We start from the raw sequence: 16,316 nt of genomic DNA on the forward strand, positions 1-16,316 counted from the left end.
GTCAGTTCTCCGTGGTGCTGGCGCCGGCCGTGGGGACTGCGGCGGCGGTGGGTGGGGTGGGGCGTCGGGCGGCGAAGGACTCGCGGGAGGTCTCCAGCGCCGACGCGAGGCGTTCGAGGTGGGCCGCGAAGTCGATGGCCTCCTCGGCGGTCCAGTCGTCCATGAGCTCGCGGAACCACTCGTTGCGCTGGGCCCGGATGGAGCCCAGCAGGGCGTGCCCCTCGTCGCTGAGGCGCACGACCTGTGCCCGGCCGTCGTCAGGGTCGCTGACCTTGTCGAGCAGGCCGTGGCCCACGAGGGCGCTGACCTGCCGGCTCACGGTCGACACGTCCGAGTGCACGCATTCGGCGAGCGCCGACACCCGCCGCGGCTCTGCGGCGAGGTTGAACAGGACGGGGTACGCCGTGGCGTCGACCGCGGGGTGGATGCGGGGGGCGTGCTGGCGCAGGGACTGCAGGAGCTTGACGAGCCGGACGAGGCCGACGCTGACGCGGTCGGCGGTCTCCCGGTCGAGGTGGTGCTGGTCGTGCTGGTGGGACATGGGTGACCTTGGGATGGAAGTTTGCTTGCGACACACAAGTATCACGCACTATTTGCGCGACGCAACCAGTTTCCGACCGTGGAGGGGGGCGGGACGAGAAGCTGTCCGTTCGGCCGAGGTCAGGGGACGATGACGAGGTGCTCCAGCACCCGTCGCGCGACCGCCTCGTCACCGTGGACGGTGAAGTGGATGTCGTCGATGCCGCCGCGGCCCGCGGCCCGGCGGGTCAGGCAGTCGGTGGACAGCGTGATGGTGGTGAAGACGTCGTGCGGGTCGCCGTCGTGGGCGATGCCGGAGAAGAGCGGGATGCCGCGGGCCTTGCCCTCCTCGCCCGGCTCGACCCAGACGCCGGCGCGTCCCATGACCGGGCCGGTGGAGTCGATGATCACGACGTTGCCGGGCTCGATGCCGGCCTCCTTCGCCACCAGGCGGGGCAGCGCGGCGAAGAGCAGGTCCATGAACACGGCGGCCCCGCCCGAGTCGAGGTTGCCAGGCCGGCCGAGCGCCTGGCGGATGTCCTGCTCGTGCGTCCAGATGTCGAGGATCCGCCTGCGCAGGCTCTCGCCCACCGGGGCCGGCCCCCACGGTCCGCGGACCACGGTCTCGAGGGTGACACCGGGTTCGCTGAGCGCGGCGATCCTGCGGGCGGCCACGGTCTCCAGCTCGTCGACGACCTTCTGGCCCACCATGCGACGGCGCAGCTCGACCGACTTCTCGATGAACCGGCCGGCCTCGCCCCGGATGTGCGCGTAGTCGGGCACCTCCACCTTCGGGACGTCGCCGGTGTGGAGCCAGGACTCCAGCCCCACGACGTGGCTGATCTGGTCCTTCACGGTCCAGCCGGGGCAGGCCGTCGGCAGGTCGAAGTCGGCGTCGGTGCACGACCGCCCGAGGTCGACGACCGCCTGGGTGGTCTGCTGGTAGGCCGACACGAGTCCGGCCAGGTCTTCGGGTGCTGCCGGGTGCAGGGGCATGTGGCCACCATACTTAGGCTGTCTCCATGACCTCACCCGCCGCGGTGTCCGCGAGACGGCAGGCGACGCCCCCGGCGCGGCTTCCGGGCGTGGCCCTGCTCGTGGCCGTGCTCGTGGCGATGCCGCTGGCGGCGGCGGTGGGCCAGGCGGCAGCCCCCGCGGTCGTCTCGGACCCCGGACCGGTCGTCCGCTGGGGAGTCCTCTACGCCCGGGTGGTGCACGACGTCGCCGCCTCGGCCACGATCGGCCTGCTGCTGTTCGCCGCGTTCATCGTCCCCGAGACCACGCGCACCCACCGCAGGGCCACCGCGATCCGCCTGGCAGGGCTCGCCGCCGTCGTCTGGGCCCTCGCCGCAGCGGCCGGTGTGGTGCTCGGCATGGCCGACTTCATCGGCATACCGCTCTCCGACCCGGCCTTCGGGCAGCAGCTCGCGACCTTCGTCTGGAAGTTCGTGGCCTTCCGGGTCCAGGTGATCACCGCTGCCGTGGCCGCGGTCATCGCCGTGGTCACCCTGCTGACCGCTGGTCGCACGGTGACCGCCTGGCTCGCCGTGCTCGGCGTCGCGGGCGTCCTGCCCCTGGCGCTCGCGGGGCACGCCGCCGGGGCCAGCGACCACAGCACCGCCGTCAACGCCCTGGCGGTCCACCTCGTCGCCGTCACGGTCTGGGTGGGTGGCGTCCTCGCCCTGGCTGCGCTGCGCCCCCTGCTCTCCGGGCCGGACCTGTCCGCCACGGCCCACCGCTTCTCCACGCTCGCGGGCTGGTGCTACGCCGCCGTGGCGCTCTCCGGCGTGCAGAGCGCGGTCCTGCGGGTCGGCGACTGGTCCAACCTCGCCACCCGCTACGGCGCGCTCGTCCTCGTCAAGACCGCCGCCCTGGTGCTGCTCGGGGCTGCCGGGTGGTGGCACCGCCGCAGCCTGCTGGCACGCCTGTCGGGCTCCACACCGGGCCTCGCGTTCACCCGCCTCCTCGTCGCCGAGCTGGCCGTCATGGGGGCGGCGGTCGGGACCGCGGTCGCCATGGCGCGCAGCGCCCCGCCGGTCTCGGACGCCCCGCTCCCGGACGCCTCACCCGCCTTCGTGCTCACCGGCTACCCCACGCCACCGCCGCTCACGAGCAGCAGCTGGCTCACGACGTGGACCACCGAGTGGCTGTGGGTCGGGCTCGCCGCGCTCGCTGTGGGGCTCTACGTCGCCGGGGTGGTGCGGCTCCGCCGCCGCGGCGACGCCTGGCCCGTGCACCGCGTGGTCGTGTGGGTGCTCGGCTGGGCCATCTTCGTCTACGCCGTGTGCGGCGCCCCGGGCGTGTACGGCCGCGTGCTGTTCTCCATGCACATGGCCATGCACATGGTGGTCGCGATGCTCGTGCCGCTGCTGCTCGTGCCCGCGGCCCCGGTGCTGCTGGCGCTGCGCACCCTGCCTGCCCGCCCCGACCGCACGTGGGGACCGCGCGAGGTCATCCTGCAGGTCGTGCACTCGCGGGTCTTCCGCGCGTTCGCCAACCCCGTCGTCGCCGCGGCGCTGTTCTTCTTCAGCCTGGCGATCTTCTACTACTCGCCGCTGTTCGAGCTGGCGCTGCGCACCCACACCGGGCACGTGCTGATGCTGCTGCACTTCCTCGGCACCGGCTACCTCTTCGTCTGGGTGCTCATCGGGATCGACCCGGGCCCGCGCAAGTGGCCGCCGCTGATGCTGCTCGTCATCCTCTTCGCGACGATGAGCTTCCACGCCTTCTTCGGGGTGGTCATGACCGGCAGCACCACCGTGCTCGCCCCCGACTTCTTCGAGGTCGTCAAGATCCCGTGGATGACCGACGTCCTCGGCGACCAGCGCAAGGCCGGGGCCATCGCGTGGGGGATCGGCGAGGCGCCCACGGTGCTGCTCACCCTCATGGTCGCCGTCGCCTGGGTGCGCACCGACCGGGCCGAGACGACGCGCAAGGACCGGCAGGCCGACCGTGACGGCGACGCCGAGCTGGCCGCCTACAACGCCCACCTGCAGGAGCTCAGGAGACGCAGCGAGGGAAGGAGCTGAGCGCCGTGCGCGTCGCAGTCATCCAGGTCGCCTACGGCGACGACGAGCCCGTCGAGGCGCGGGTCGAGCGGGTCGCGGACCTCGTCCGGGCCCAGCGGGGCCACGACCTCGTGGTCCTGCCCGAGCTGTGGTCCGCCGGGGGCTTCGCCTACCGCGACTGGGACGCCCGCGCCCAGCCGGTGGACGGCCCGGTGGGGACCGCCATGGCGGAGGCGGCCCGCGATGCAGGCGTGATGCTGCACGCCGGCTCGATCGTCGAGCGACCTGCCGACGGTGAGACCGGGCCCGAGGGCCGTGGCCTCTGGAACACCTCGCTGGTCTACGGCGCCGACGGCAGCCTGGTCGCGACCTACCGCAAGATCCACCGGTTCGGCTTCGGCTCCGGGGAGCCCCGGCTCATGGACGCCGGTGAGGACATCGTGCTCGTCGACCTCCCGGGCGGCGCCGGTCGAGCGGGGCTGTCCACCTGCTACGACCTGCGCTTCCCCGAGCTCTACCGCCGTCAGCTCGACGCCGGTGCCACGGCCTTCATCGTGCCGGCTGCGTGGCCGGCCGCCCGGGTCCGCCACTGGACCCTGCTCGCGCACGCGCGGGCCGTGGAGGACCAGTGCGTCGTCATCGCGTGCAACACCGCCGGCACCCACGCCGGCACCCCGATGGGTGGTCACTCCCAGGTCATCGACGCCAAGGGCGAGGCGCTGGCCATGGCGGGGACTAGTGAGCAGGTGCTCAGTGTTGAGGTCGACATGGAAGCAGTGACCGCCTGGCGCGAGCAGTTCCCCGTCCTGCAGGACCGCCGGCTGTGACCGCCGCGCCGACCTCTGCGCCGACCTCGGCGTCCCCCCGCGCCGCCACCCGTCTGCGCGCGCCCGAGCTCGCCGGGCGCGGCTGGCTCAACACCGGTGGCGCCGACGTGCGCCTGGCCGACCTGCGTGGCCGGATCGTCGTCCTCGACTTCTGGACCTTCTGCTGCGTCAACTGCCTGCACGTCCTCGACGAGCTGCGGCCGCTGGAGGAGGAGTACGCCGACTCGCTCGTGCTCGTCGGCGTGCACTCGCCGAAGTTCGAGCACGAGGCCGACCCGGACGCCCTCGCCGCCGCGGTCGAGCGGTATGCCGTGCACCACCCGGTCCTCGACGACCCCGACCTCGTGACGTGGCAGGCCTACACCGCCCGCGCGTGGCCGACCCTCGTGGTCATCGACCCCGAGGGCTACATCGTCGCCTCCCTGTCGGGCGAGGGCCACGCCCACGGGTTGTCCGTGCTGGTCGAGGAGCTCATCGCCGAGCACAGCGCGAAGGGCACGCTGCGGCAAGGGAATTCGCCCTACTCCCCGCCCGAGCCCGCCGAGACCGCGCTGCGGTTCCCAGGAAAGGTCGCTGCGCTCGCCGACGGGTCGGTGGTCGTGTCCGACACCACGCACCACGAGGTCGTGTGGCTGGAGCCCGACCTGGTGACCGAACGCGGACGCTTCGGTGGCGAGGGGGTGCTGGCCGAGCCGCAAGGTGTGCTGGTGCTCCCCGAGGAGACGGCCCAGCGGGTGGGCTACGACGTCGTCGTCGCCGACTCCGTCAACCACCAGGTCAAGGGGCTGCGGCTCGCCGACGGCTCGTGGACGACCCTGGCGGGCACGGGCCAGCAGCTGCGCGAGCGGTCCGGCAGCGGGCCGGCCCTGCGGCAGGACCTCTCCACGCCCTGGGACCTCGCCTGGTTCATCGACCGGGTCGTCATCGCCATGGCAGGCGTGCACCAGCTCTGGGCGCTTCACCTGGCCACCGACCCGGCCGACAACACGGTCGCCGTGCTCGGCGGCACCTCCGCAGAAGGCATCCGCGACGGCGCGGCCGACGAGGCGTGGTTCGCCCAGCCGTCAGGCCTCGCGGTGTCGGCCGACGGGACGCGGTTGTGGGTGGCCGACTCCGAGACCTCGGCCCTGCGCTCGCTCGACGTCACCGACGACGGGTTCGTCGTGACCACCCACGTCGGCCAGGGACTCTTCGACTTCGGCCACCGCGACGGCGCAGCTGACCAGGCGCTCCTGCAGCACCCGCTCGGCGTGACCGTGCTGCCGGACGGCTCGGTCGCCGTGTCGGACACCTACAACGGTGCGGTGCGACGGTTCGACCCCGTGGCCCGAGAGGTCAGCACCCTGGCCACCGGCCTGCGCGAGCCGTCCGACGCGATGGTCGAGACCGACGCCTCCGGGGCGACGCACCTGCTCGTCGTCGAGTCCGCGGCCCACCAGCTCGTACGGGTCCCGTTGCCTGACAAGGCGACTCGCGTCGACGGCCTCGCCCGCCAGACGCAGCGGCCCCGGACCGCCATCGCGGCGGGCGACGTGCGGCTCGAGGTCACCTTCACCCCGCCGACGGGCCAGAAGCTCGACCACCGCTGGGGCGACCCGACCTGGCTCATGGTCTCCGCGACACCCGAGCACCTGCTGCGGTCCGGCTCCGGCAGCGCCGAGGGGCTCACCCGGGTCCTCGACCTCGACCCCTCGGTCGGCGACGGCGTGCTGCACGTGTCGGTGCGCGCCGCCTCGTGCGACGGCGACCCCGTCACGGGCGAGGTGCCCGAGCACGCCGCCTGCCACCTCTACCAGCAGGACTGGGGGATCCCCGTCGTCCTGACGCAGGGTGCCCCGGCGGAGCTCACGCTCGACCTCCGCGGCGTCTGAGGGGCTGCTCCTGCGGCGCGGCATTCCTGCAGGTCAGGCGTTGCAGCACTACAGTCGTCGCACCGGGTCAACCCGAACCCGCGACAACCAGGAGTGAGCATGTACATCGGAGTCGGCATCTTCCTCATCGTCGTCGGCGCGATCCTGACCTTCGCCCTCAACGCCTCCGTCGACGCGGTCAACCTCGGCATGATCGGGTGGATCTGCATGGCCGCCGGGGTGCTGGCGATCCTGCTCTCGCTCGTCGTGACGAACCGTCGTACCGCTGCCGGTGGCTACTCCGCGCGCCGCGTCAGCCACACCGACCCCGCGACGGGCACCCGCGTGGACGAGGTCGACGTCGACCGCGACGGCCGCGTCTGACCGCACCTCACAGCACACCGCCACGGGGCGGGCCGGGTGAACCGGCCCGCCCCGCAGCATGTCCCGTGAGACGTCTCGTGGCAGGTCCCGTCAGCGGATGGGCCGCACGACGTTGCCCATCAGCCCGGTCTCGCTGAGGCTGATGCTGCGGACCCGGATGTCGGGCCCGTCGACGCGGTCGGCCTCGACGATCTGGTCGTTGCCGATGTAGAGGGCGACGTGGTGGATCGCCGACGGTGACTTGCTCGCGTCGGACCAGAAGACCATGTCGCCGGCCTTGCGGTTGGCGAGCGCGACCTTGTAGCCCTCGGCGTACTGCTGCGAGGAGGTGCTCGAGATCCGCAGGCCCGCACCCTGGTAGAACGCGTACTCCATGAGGCCGGAGCAGTCGAAGCCCACGGTGTTGCGGTCGTCGATCCCGCTGGGGCNCGTCGGGCCGGCGTAGTTGCCGCCGCCCCACGAGTACGGGTACTTGCCGGTCATCGACTCGGCGGCGTTGACCGTGGCCGTGACCCGGGCCGCGACGGTCCCGGTGCCGCTGCAGTCCGGGGCCACCCGGCCGTCGGATCCCGTGTAGATGTAGGCGTCCGAGACGAACCGGCCGGTGCCGATCTTGTCCCAGGTGGTCGTGGTTCCGTAGGTGCCCGTGACGCTGGTGCCGGCCGTCTGGCAGCTGATCGTCACCGCGGCCCCGTCGGCGACGGTGCCCACCGACGTGTACCCGGTGCCCGGACCGGAGCGGACGGTCAGCGCCGTACCCGCCGTGTTGACGGTGCCCGACGCGGCGCTCGCCGCGGTGGCGCCTGCCAGGGCGAGGCCCCCGGCCAGCATCGTCACGGCCGCGACGCGGGCGAACCCGGCCCTGCGTTGAAGTGCTCGCATGCTTCCTCCTTCAGTTCGTGGCCGGATGGCCCATCGCAGGATCGCGCGGGCGGCAGAGGCGCGGACAGCGCCCGGGGTGGCCGGTCGGTGCCATGGCCGCGACGTGACGACGGCAGTGGTGTCGCTGGCCGCGGCGGCCGACCTACGTTCGGCGTCGAGCGGATGCCACCGGCGCCGCCGGCGGTGAACCTCCAACAGCCGCAACGACCCACGAAGGAGCTCGAAGACATGAAGAAGCTGTTTGCCCGCACCGGCCGCCGCGGCGGTCTCGCCGTCGGTGGCGCTGCCGTCGCCATCGTCACCCTCGCCACGGCCGCCCTCGCGGCCGGTGGCACCGTCAACACCGCCGGTGCCCCGCTCACCGTCCGCTCCGGCCCCGGCACCGGCTACACCGCCGTCGGCACCGTCAACGACGGCGCCTCCGTCACCATCAGCTGCCAGACCGCGGGCTCCACCGTGACGGGGACCTACGGCACCTCGAGCCTGTGGGACAAGATCGGCACCGGCCGGTTCGTCGCCGACGCGTACGTCTACACCGGTTCCGACAACGCCGTCGCCCCCGCCTGCTCCACCAGCAACACCGGCATGGTCGACGACTACCCCTACCGCGGCGCCACCTCGGGCATCGACCCGTGGAACTTCTACAAGGGCCAGTGCACGTCGTTCGCGGCCTGGCGCATCGTCGACCGCAAGAACGCCAACTTCTCCAACTCGTTCAAGGGCCAGCACTGGGGCAATGCCAACCACTGGGACGAGGCCGCCCGGGCCGCGGGCATCTCCGTGAACAGCACGCCGACCGTGGGCTCGGTCGCCCAGTCCGACGCGGGCAGCTACGGCCACGTCGCCTGGGTCGCCGCGGTCAACAGCGACGGCACCGTCACGGTGGAGGAGTACAACTACGCCTCCCCCGACCACTACGGCACGCGCCGCGTCTCCAAGGGCAGCTTCGAGTACATCCACATCGGCTGACCCCGACTCCCACCGGGCACCCCTGCGACTGACGGCACTCGTCGTCGACCGCCGCCGGCGGCAGGACCGTGGCCCCGCACCCCTCCCGGGTGCGGGGCCACGGCTCGTCAGCCGACCGGTACGTCCGGGTGGCCGGGGCCGGGCACCCAGCCGCGGTGGGCGGCGAGGACGCCCGCCTGGAACCGGCTCTGGGCGTGGAGTGCATCCACCGCCTCCGACACCAGCCTGCGCACGGTGCGCACGGACACTCCCATGCGGCGCGCGATCGCCTCGTCCTTCTGGCCCTGCGCGAGGAGGGTCACGACCTGGCGGATCCGGGCCTCGCTGAGGTGCGGGTCACCGGGCAGCTCGGTCGGCTCGGCCGGCAGGGGCGTGCTGTCGTGCCAGATCTCGTCGAACAACGCGGCCACCGGGGCGGTCAGCGCCCCGTGCACCACCATCGCCCCGGCGGTGAGGTCGACGCCCTGCGGGATGACGGCCGAGCTGTTGTCGATGACGACGGCGAGCATCGGGGGTGCCGGGTGCGCCCGCACCTGCGCCCCGAGGGCGACGGTGCGTCGCAGGTAGGCGTCCCAGTGCGGCGTGGCCAGCGAGACCTCGGAGACGATGGTGCGCAACGAGATCCCGCGCTCCAGCAGGGACGTGTCGAGGCGCAGCGAGGCCTCGGTGGCCCGCACCGAGAACGCTTCCCCGGGCACCATGCTGGCCGCCTGGCGGGTGGCCGAGGCGGTCAGCTGGTAGAGCCTGGACCGGACCACGCGGAAGCCCTCGAGCTGCTCGACGAGGCCGTCGTCACCCACCGTGCTGCGGCTCGCGACGAACGAGTCGACGAGCTCGCCGATGGAGGTGCGGGTCGCGTCGACCTCCCGCTGCCGGGCGAGCAGCCGCTCCTCCTCGCGGGCGATGAGCACCTCCACGGCCTGGTCCGGAGGCAGCGCGAGGTAGTGGTGCAGCCGGCCGTCGCCCGGCTCGACGAGGGTGAGCCCGGCCAGGTGGTCGAGCTCGGTGCGGATGTCCTGGTCGCCGAGCCCCAGGTACGCGGCCAGCTCCTCGATGCCGGCCCGCGGCAGCTGCAGCATGGCGCGGTACACCTCCTCGGTGCGCTGGTCGACGCCGAAGGACTGCAGCATGGATTCCCCCCTGTGTCCGCCGGCCGTGCAGCCGGTCTGGGCAGATGCCGTCTTTATACCCCTTCGTCCTCGCCGGGGACGGGAGTCTGCACTGTCCTCACCAAGCCCTTGCCGTTCCCTTGCCATCTCCTCGCCTTCCCGACGACGGGGTGTCACCAACTGGTCACGTCCACTCGGTGCCAGCCGTTCGTCTTCCCCTGCTGCGCCAGGCGGTCCACGCTCGTCCCGGGGGGACCGCAGCAGGCGGTTCACGTCAGATGGGGAGACACAGATGAAGCGCAGGTCCCGGATCGTCAGCACCGCCGTCGCCGCGATGGTGCTGGCCGTGCTCGCGGCGCCCGTGGTGGCCTCGGCCGCCGACCACCACGCAGGCCTCTCGTCGCACGCGGCGTCGCCCGCCTCGTCGGGTCACGTCGCGGCCATCGGCTGGCCCGGAGACGACGTCAAGCCCGGTCACGAGCCCGGCTGAGCGACCGTGTACCCCGTCGAGGCGACGATCCGCCTGCGCGCCGAGTCGCGCGCGGGGACCGTCGACGCCTCGACGGCGTCGCTGCTCGGTCTGGCGGGGACGGGTGCGGTCGAGCACGTCTCGGTGCTGGCCACCGACCCGCGGCTGCTGCGGGCGGTCCTGTTCGTGCGGGCCGAGCGCGCGCTCGGTGCCGAGCAGGCGGCCCGGGTCGCGCTGTGGCAGTGGTGCCGCGAGGTCGGGGGCGCCGAGCTGCTCGAGTGCTCGGTCGTGCTGGGTGCGGCGCCACGGACCACCCCCGGCCGGGCCTGAGCGGGGGTGTGGAGAAGGGCTGGCCTCCGGGGGAGGCCAGCCCTTCTCGTGGTGCGGTGCTGAGTGCGAGCGGCGTCAGAACGCGGACTCGGGCACGTCCATCAGCGCGTTGTCGGTCGCCTCGGCGATGGCCCGCTCAGCGGCGATCTTCGGCAGGACGGTGCGGGCGAAGAACGAGGCCGCGGCGATCTTGCCCTGGTAGAAGTCGGTGTCCTTCTGGGTGGTGCCGCCGGCCTCGAGCGCGGCGTGCGCGACCTCGGCCTGGCGCAGCAGGAGCCACCCGATGACGAGGTCACCGGCTGCCAGGAGCAGGCGCGAGGTGTTCTGGCCGACCTTGTAGAGGTTGGTGACGTCGCCGCCGTCCTGACGCGGGTCGGACTTCATGAGCTCGCCGACCATGTAGCCGAGGATGCCCTGGACGTCCTCGAGGCCCTTGCCGAGCAGCTCGCGCTCGGTGGTGAGGAACTGGCCGCCCTCGCCCGCCTTGGCGAACTCCTGGATCTGCAGGGCGAGGTGCGACAGAGCCTGCGCCTTGTCCTTGATGATCTTGCGGAAGAAGAAGTCGAGGCCCTGGATGGCGGTCGTGCCCTCGTAGAGGGTGTCGATCTTGGCGTCGCGGATGTACTGCTCGATCGGGTAGTCCTGCAGGAACCCCGACCCGCCGAGCGTCTGCAGCGACTCGGTGCCGAGCAGGACCCAGGCGCGCTCGGAGCCGACGCCCTTGACGATGGGCAGCAGCAGGTCGTTGACGCGGCTCGCCAGCTGGGCCGGGCTGTCCTCCGCGAGCTGCTCGGTGCCGCTGGCGAGCTGGGCCTGGTCGACGGTGTCCTGCTGGGTGGCGGTGAACATCACCAGTGCACGCAGGCCCTCGGCGTACGCCTTCTGGGTCATGAGCGACCGGCGCACGTCCGGGTGGTGCGTGATGGTCACGCGCGGGGCGGACTTGTCGGCCTGCTGCGTCAGGTCGGCGCCCTGCACGCGCTCCTTGGCGTAGTCGAGGGCGTTGAGGTAGGCCGTCGACAGCGTGGAGATGGCCTTGGTGCCGACCAGCATCCGTGCGTGCTCGATGACGCGGAACATCTGCGCGATGCCGTCGTGGATCCCGCCGGTGAGGGTGCCGACGGCAGGCTCCTTCTCACCGAAGGTCACCTCGCACGTCGTGGAGACCTTGAGGCCCATCTTGTGCTCGAGGTTGGTGACGTAGGCGCCGTTGCGCTCGCCGAGCTCACCCGTCTCGAGGTCGACGTGGAACTTGGGGACGATGAACAGCGACAGGCCCTTGGTGCCGGGACCGGCGCCCTCGGGGCGGGCCAGCACGAAATGGATGACGTTGTCGGTCATGTCGGACTCGGCCGAGGTGATGAAGCGCTTCACGCCGGTGACGTTCCAGGTGCCGTCGGCGTTCTCGGTGGCCTTGGTGCGCCCGGCGCCGACGTCGGAGCCCGCGTCGGGCTCGGTCAGCACCATGGTGCAGTGCCAGCCCTTCTCGACGATCCAGCGCGCGAGCTTCTTCTGCTCGTCGGTGCCGAGGATGTGGAGCAGCTTGGCGAACGAGTAGGAGGCCGCGAACATCGCGATGGCGGGGTTGGCGCCGAGGACCATCTCGTTCATGGCCCACTTCAGCGACGGCGGGGCGACCGTGCCGTCGAGCTCGCCGGGGACGTCGACGGCCCAGAAGCCGGACTCGACGTACGCGGCGTACGACTTCTTGAAGCTCTCGGGCATGGCCACCGAGAAGGTCTTCGGGTCGTAGACCGGCGGGTTGCGGTCGGCGTCGCTGAACGACTCGGCGAGCTCGTGCTCGGAGAGGCGCGCGACCTCCTTGAGCATCTCGCGGGCGGTGTCCTCGTCGACCTCCGCGTAGGGGCCCCGGCCGAGGACGTCCTGGCGGCCGAACACCTCGAAGAGGTTGAACTCCAGGTCTCGCAGGTTGCTCTTGTAGTGGCCCATGGCGGGCACCTCCGCACGTGTCGCACATCGTCGTCGCCGGTCGTACTGGCCGGTAACTTCCATGGTGCTACTGGCGGGTAACGAATGCAAGCCCTCCTGACGTGACATCGGCCGCTCGGACGAGGGCTGCCGCGGCCCCGGTGCGAGGGGACCTCCGGCCGGTGTCGGAGGAGCAGGGCGTCCGTAGCCTCGAGTGGTGACCGAGGAGCTGGCGTACGAGGTCGTGGACCACCTGCCCGACGGGGTGGAGCTGCGCCGGTACCCGGCCCACGGCGTCGCGGAGGTCACCGTCCGCGGCTCGCTGGGCGGGGCAGGGAACATCGCCTTCGCACCCCTGTTCTCGTACATCAGCGGCCGAGACGGCTCCCCAGCCGGCCCACGACCGTGTCAGCCTGCGGACCGTGCCACCGGCCGTGAGCGCAGCCGTCCGCTACTCCGGCCGCTGGAGTGCCTCCGCGTACGAGAGGCACCGGGACCGGCTGCTCGCGGCCGTGGAGGCGGCCGGCCTGCACCCGGTCGGTCAGCCCCGGTGGCTGCGCTTCGACCCGCCGTTCACGCCATGGTTCCTGCGCCACAACGAGGTGGTCGTCGACGTGGCTGAGCCGACGCAGCCGTGAGGCCGCCTGTCTCCACGGGAGGAGCCCACCCGCCATACTTCCGGGGTGGACGACGACACCCGCAGCCAGCCCGCACCCGCAGGCCGTGACGGCGCGACCCCTGGAAGGGGCGCCGGCGCCCCGGGGGCGCAGGACGTGCTGGGATCGGCCCGGGCCGACCTCGAGGCGGGACGGGAGTGGAAGGCGCGCGACCGGCTGACCTCCCACGTCGCAGGCACCTGGGACCCGGAGGCGTTGGGGCTGCTCGGGGAGGTGCACGCCCGGATGCGCGACCTGCCGTCCGCCGGCGCAGCGTGGTTCGGCTCGACCCGCCGTGGGGCCGAGGTCGATGCGGCCGTCGAGGCCTGGCGCGAGCGGCACGCCGACAGCTTCGTGCAGATGTGGCACAGCCTGCCCCGCTCGGTGCGCGAGCACGAGGGCAACGCCCGGGTGGACGCCCTGCGCCGGCGGGTCGAGCGCGACCAGCCGGCACCGGTCGACCACGCCGAGGGCGACGGCAGCGGTGGGGTCGACGCCGCCGTCATCATCGCCATCGCGCTCGGCGTGCTCTTCGTGGTGTGCGCCGTGATCGGGTTCGTCACGCTGCTCGGCTGGCTCGTCCCCTGACCACCTCACCCGCACGGACCGCCCTGCTGGCCCAGGTCGCGGACCTGGTGCCGCCGGCGGTCGGCGACGACTGCACGCGCATCGGGGTCGACGGCGTCGACGGTGCGGGCAAGTCGACGTTCGCCCGGGAGCTGGCCGAGGCGCTGCGGCGCCTGGGCCGTCCTGTGGTCGAGCTGACCGTCGACGACTGGCACCACCCGCGCGAGCGACGGTATGCGCGCGGGCGGCGTTCCCCCGAAGGGTTCTGGCTGGACTCCTTCGACTACGAGCGCCTCGTCACCGAGTGCCTCCGTCCGCTTGGACCGAGCGGTACGCGGCGCTACCGGGCGGCCGGGCACGACCTCGGGACCGACCGGCTCCTGTTCGACGAGCTCGACAGCGCGCCGGCGGGGGCAGCCGTGGTGGTGGACGGGCTGTTCCTGCACCGGGCCGAGCTCGAGGGCGCGTTCGACCTCACCGTGTTCGTCGACGTGCCCTTCGAGGTGTCGGCGGCGCGGATGGCGGTGCGCGACGGCTCGCCACCCGACCCGGCCCACCCCGACCTGCGCCGGTACGTCGAGGCGCAGCGGACCTACTTCGCGGAATGCGCGCCCCGCGACCGCGCCGACCTGGTGGTCGACAACACCGAGCTCGACGCGCCGTACCTCGTGCAGGCACCACTCGACTGACCCTCGACCTCCATCGACCGGCGCTCGGGCGACGTCGGCGTGGGGTCGGCGCGGGGTCGGCGCGGCAGCGAGGGACTGTCGGTGGGTCGTGCCACGCTCGTCGGCATGGACACCACGTCGAACGTGCTCTTGCTGCACGCCGAGCTCGCCCGGTGCGACGTCTGCGCGGCCGAGCAGCTCCTCATGCCGACCGACGACGGAGGGCTCTGCTGCACCGCGTGCGACGCCGCCGTCTTCGTCGTCCCCGGCCCGTGGGGCGAGGTCGCGCCCGGCCTGACCGAGCGCCGTTCCGCCTGAGGCTCCGCCCGGGGGCGTTGCGGCTCAGCGCGCGGCGCGAAGGTCGGGCGCGCCCCAGCGGGCCAGGTGGTGCCACACCTTCTTGAGCCGCTGCGGGTCGTGCGCGCCCGACAGTGCGGCAGCCCCGATGACGGCCGGGTCGAGGACGCCCTCGACCGCGACCTTCTCGGCGAGGGCCACGACCTCCGGTCCCCGGTACCCGGGATGGCGCCGGACCGTGTCGAGGTCCACCACGAAGCCCTCGTGCCACTCCAGGGCGCACGGCAGGTCGCGCGCGGCGCGCTCGACGTCGGACCCGCGGTAGACGGGGTCGAGGACCAGCGCCTCCACGTCGAGGGCGAGGTCGACGACCCCGTGGACGTGCGCCTCGACGTAGCTGTCGAGCTCCTCGACCGTGCCCGCGGCGAGGTCGTCGTCGGCCCGCCGCGTGAGGTCGAGGGCGGTGGCGGTCCCGAGGTGCTCGGGCTCGAAGACGGAGTCGGGGTAGCAGAACGTCGTCCGCTCCAGCGTGTGCGGAGCGAGCCGAAGGTGCGCCGAGCCGAACCGCGGGGCGCCGCCCACGCTGCGCAGCCGATGGTTGAGCGCGCCGTACTTGGGTCGCTGGTCGGCCGGCGCCCGGTCGTAGGCGCCACCGAAGATGCGTTGCTCCCAGCGCCACCGGTCGCCACCCGGGTGCGCGGTGAGGCCACCGTTGCTCGTGCCGGTCTCGAACTGGGAGCGGTAGGCGCCGGCGGTCGCCAGGGCCCGCAGGATCGGGACGCCCTGGTGGAGGCGGTCGGGGTGGAAGTTGAGCGTGACCCGCAGCGACGGGTCCACCGCAGTGCCTCGGGCGGCGCGCTGCACGTGGGTGACCGCGGCCGCGGCCCACGTCGACAGGTCAGTCACGCGGAGAGCCTGCCACGGTCGCCCGTCGGCCCACCTGCCTTTTTCTCGTCCTACCTGCGGACCTGGCTGGCGGGAGGGGCGGCGATCTCGTAGTCGTCCCAGTGCGAGTACCGCACGGTGCGTGAGCGGTCCGACGCCGTGTAGCTCACCGGTCGGCCGTCGAGGTCGAGCTCCCAGGTGCCGGGGATGGCTGTCCTCTTCGAGTCGGAGAACTTGCTGCCCTGGCTCTCGGGGTCCGTCGGGGCGGAGACGGTCCACCCCTTGCGACCGACGGCCTTGACCCTGGCCTTGCCGGCCGCGTCGATCGCGGCGTACCGGTCGATAGCCCGGCAGTCGCCCGACCAGACGTCGTCGACGAGGTTGAGGGCGTCGGCGACGGCTTGGGAGGGCATGTCGGTCGGGTCGCTGCTGAGGTCCACCTCCAGCCAGGACTGCGCCGATCCGGGACGGTCCTGCACGTAGGCCGTGTTCCGGACGACCCGCAGCTCGGCGACGCCCTTCACCGGGTTCGTCACCAGGAAGTCGCTGCCACCCACCTCGGCCACGCACGTCACGGCGCTGTCGGCCGTGGTGGTCTCCAAGCGGACCGTCGCACCCTCGGTCCGCTCGAGCAGCTGTGCGGCGAACTCCGTGCCCGTCAACGTCCCGCCCACGCGGTAGGCGGGTGCCGCGGGAGTCGACGGGGACGGGCTCAGGAGCGACGAGCTCGAGGAGGCCGAGGTCGAGGGTGTGGCGGCGGCCGTGGTGGCAGTGCCGCCGGAGCCGTTGCCGGGGGAGGTGGCTGCGAACCGCGGCAGCTCGTCACCCGAGGCGCACCCCGCCGCGAGCGCGACGACGCAGGCCAGAGCCACCGCGGTGGCAGGTGCCCGTCCCATGGTCCCCCCTGACCGTCGCACCGTGCGACGCGCCGGAGTCTGCCACGATGGACGGCCCGGACGAACAGGAC

The 16,316-nt window shown here is 72.7% G+C and carries 17 protein-coding genes and 2 pseudogenes; 11 read left to right on the top strand and 8 right to left on the bottom strand.

Going from position 1 to position 16,316, the window contains the following annotated elements:
* Position 1: 1 nt before the first annotated feature.
* Both ASG70_RS05940 and ASG70_RS05945 read right to left on the bottom strand, forming a co-directional pair.
* A complete protein-coding gene (locus ASG70_RS05940; protein WP_056882925.1) occupies positions 2 to 541 on the bottom strand; it encodes a MarR family winged helix-turn-helix transcriptional regulator in 540 nt (179 codons plus the stop codon).
* A gap of 119 nt (positions 542 to 660) precedes the next feature.
* Complete coding sequence (locus tag ASG70_RS05945; protein WP_056882926.1) at positions 661 to 1,515, bottom strand: maleylpyruvate isomerase family mycothiol-dependent enzyme; 855 nt, start codon at positions 1,513 to 1,515, stop codon at positions 661 to 663.
* Positions 1,516 to 1,541: 26 nt separating this feature from the next.
* Here ASG70_RS05945 and ASG70_RS05950 point away from each other — a divergent pair, with 26 nt between their 5' ends.
* The 4 genes from ASG70_RS05950 to ASG70_RS05965 all read left to right on the top strand — a co-directional run bounded on the left by ASG70_RS05950 (position 1,542) and on the right by ASG70_RS05965 (position 6,588).
* A complete protein-coding gene (locus ASG70_RS05950) occupies positions 1,542 to 3,548 on the top strand; it encodes a bifunctional copper resistance protein CopD/cytochrome c oxidase assembly protein (protein WP_056882927.1) in 2,007 nt (668 codons plus the stop codon).
* 5 nt (positions 3,549 to 3,553) lie between these two features.
* Complete coding sequence (locus ASG70_RS05955; protein WP_056882928.1) at positions 3,554 to 4,354, top strand: carbon-nitrogen family hydrolase; 801 nt, start codon at positions 3,554 to 3,556, stop codon at positions 4,352 to 4,354.
* On the top strand, positions 4,351 to 6,225 hold the full coding sequence (locus ASG70_RS05960) for an NHL domain-containing thioredoxin family protein (RefSeq protein WP_056882929.1): 1,875 nt from the start codon (positions 4,351 to 4,353) through the stop codon (positions 6,223 to 6,225). Before ASG70_RS05955 ends, ASG70_RS05960 begins: the two co-directional genes overlap by 4 nt.
* 99 nt (positions 6,226 to 6,324) lie before the next feature.
* Positions 6,325 to 6,588 carry a DUF6458 family protein gene (locus tag ASG70_RS05965; protein WP_056882930.1) on the top strand — a complete coding sequence of 88 codons (264 nt, stop codon included), beginning with the start codon at positions 6,325 to 6,327 and terminating at the stop codon, positions 6,586 to 6,588.
* 90 nt (positions 6,589 to 6,678) lie between these two features.
* Here the strand turns inward: ASG70_RS05965 and ASG70_RS20315 are convergent.
* Both ASG70_RS20315 and ASG70_RS20320 read right to left on the bottom strand, forming a co-directional pair.
* Positions 6,679 to 7,016 (bottom strand): C40 family peptidase (locus tag ASG70_RS20315; protein WP_369818875.1); only part of this gene is annotated, 338 nt, incomplete at its 5' end.
* A 1-nt stretch (position 7,017) separates the two neighbouring features.
* A pseudogene (locus ASG70_RS20320) lies at positions 7,018 to 7,470 on the bottom strand (hypothetical protein); the annotation flags it as partial.
* A 228-nt stretch (positions 7,471 to 7,698) separates the two neighbouring features.
* Between ASG70_RS20320 and ASG70_RS19610 the strand changes: the two are divergent.
* Positions 7,699 to 8,439, top strand: coding sequence for a CHAP domain-containing protein (locus tag ASG70_RS19610; protein ID WP_056882932.1), 741 nt, complete (start codon positions 7,699 to 7,701; stop codon positions 8,437 to 8,439).
* 107 nt (positions 8,440 to 8,546) lie between these two features.
* On the opposite strand, the gene ASG70_RS19875 is transcribed toward ASG70_RS19610, so the two are convergent.
* Positions 8,547 to 9,569 carry a helix-turn-helix domain-containing protein gene (locus tag ASG70_RS19875; RefSeq protein WP_056882933.1) on the bottom strand — a complete coding sequence of 341 codons (1,023 nt, stop codon included), beginning with the start codon at positions 9,567 to 9,569 and terminating at the stop codon, positions 8,547 to 8,549.
* Between the two features lie 271 nt (positions 9,570 to 9,840).
* On the opposite strand from ASG70_RS19875, the gene ASG70_RS05985 reads away from it, so the two are divergent.
* Both ASG70_RS05985 and ASG70_RS05990 read left to right on the top strand, forming a co-directional pair.
* Complete coding sequence (locus ASG70_RS05985) at positions 9,841 to 10,038, top strand: hypothetical protein (protein WP_056882934.1); 198 nt, start codon at positions 9,841 to 9,843, stop codon at positions 10,036 to 10,038.
* Between the two features lie 6 nt (positions 10,039 to 10,044).
* Complete coding sequence (locus ASG70_RS05990; RefSeq protein WP_056882935.1) at positions 10,045 to 10,347, top strand: hypothetical protein; 303 nt, start codon at positions 10,045 to 10,047, stop codon at positions 10,345 to 10,347.
* A gap of 75 nt (positions 10,348 to 10,422) precedes the next feature.
* Here ASG70_RS05990 and ASG70_RS05995 read toward each other — a convergent pair whose 3' ends face one another.
* On the bottom strand, positions 10,423 to 12,297 hold the full coding sequence (locus ASG70_RS05995) for an acyl-CoA dehydrogenase (protein ID WP_056882936.1): 1,875 nt from the start codon (positions 12,295 to 12,297) through the stop codon (positions 10,423 to 10,425).
* 244 nt (positions 12,298 to 12,541) lie between these two features.
* Here ASG70_RS05995 and ASG70_RS18785 point away from each other — a divergent pair.
* The 4 genes and pseudogenes from ASG70_RS18785 (at position 12,542) to ASG70_RS06010 (ending at position 14,485) form a co-directional block, all read left to right on the top strand.
* Positions 12,542 to 12,914, top strand: a pseudogene (locus ASG70_RS18785) (heme-binding protein).
* A gap of 45 nt (positions 12,915 to 12,959) precedes the next feature.
* The gene (locus ASG70_RS19210) at positions 12,960 to 13,520 is read left to right on the top strand and encodes a DUF6584 family protein (protein WP_156399845.1); all 561 of its coding nucleotides are present in this window, start codon (positions 12,960 to 12,962) and stop codon (positions 13,518 to 13,520) included.
* Positions 13,472 to 14,188 carry a uridine kinase gene (locus ASG70_RS06005; protein WP_235531373.1) on the top strand — a complete coding sequence of 239 codons (717 nt, stop codon included), beginning with the start codon at positions 13,472 to 13,474 and terminating at the stop codon, positions 14,186 to 14,188. Before ASG70_RS19210 ends, ASG70_RS06005 begins: the two co-directional genes overlap by 49 nt.
* Before the next feature lie 105 nt (positions 14,189 to 14,293).
* A complete protein-coding gene (locus ASG70_RS06010) occupies positions 14,294 to 14,485 on the top strand; it encodes a hypothetical protein (protein WP_156399846.1) in 192 nt (63 codons plus the stop codon).
* Between the two features lie 24 nt (positions 14,486 to 14,509).
* On the opposite strand, the gene ASG70_RS06015 is transcribed toward ASG70_RS06010, so the two are convergent.
* Both ASG70_RS06015 and ASG70_RS06020 read right to left on the bottom strand, forming a co-directional pair.
* Positions 14,510 to 15,370, bottom strand: coding sequence for a DUF3626 domain-containing protein (locus tag ASG70_RS06015; RefSeq protein ID WP_156399847.1), 861 nt, complete (start codon positions 15,368 to 15,370; stop codon positions 14,510 to 14,512).
* Positions 15,371 to 15,420: 50 nt separating this feature from the next.
* Positions 15,421 to 16,245 carry a hypothetical protein gene (locus ASG70_RS06020; protein WP_056882939.1) on the bottom strand — a complete coding sequence of 275 codons (825 nt, stop codon included), beginning with the start codon at positions 16,243 to 16,245 and terminating at the stop codon, positions 15,421 to 15,423.
* Positions 16,246 to 16,316: the final 71 nt, after the last annotated feature.

The sequence above is a fragment of the Phycicoccus sp. Soil748 genome (assembly GCF_001428025.1).
In the GTDB taxonomy this organism is placed as follows: Bacteria; Actinomycetota; Actinomycetes; order Actinomycetales; family Dermatophilaceae; genus Pedococcus.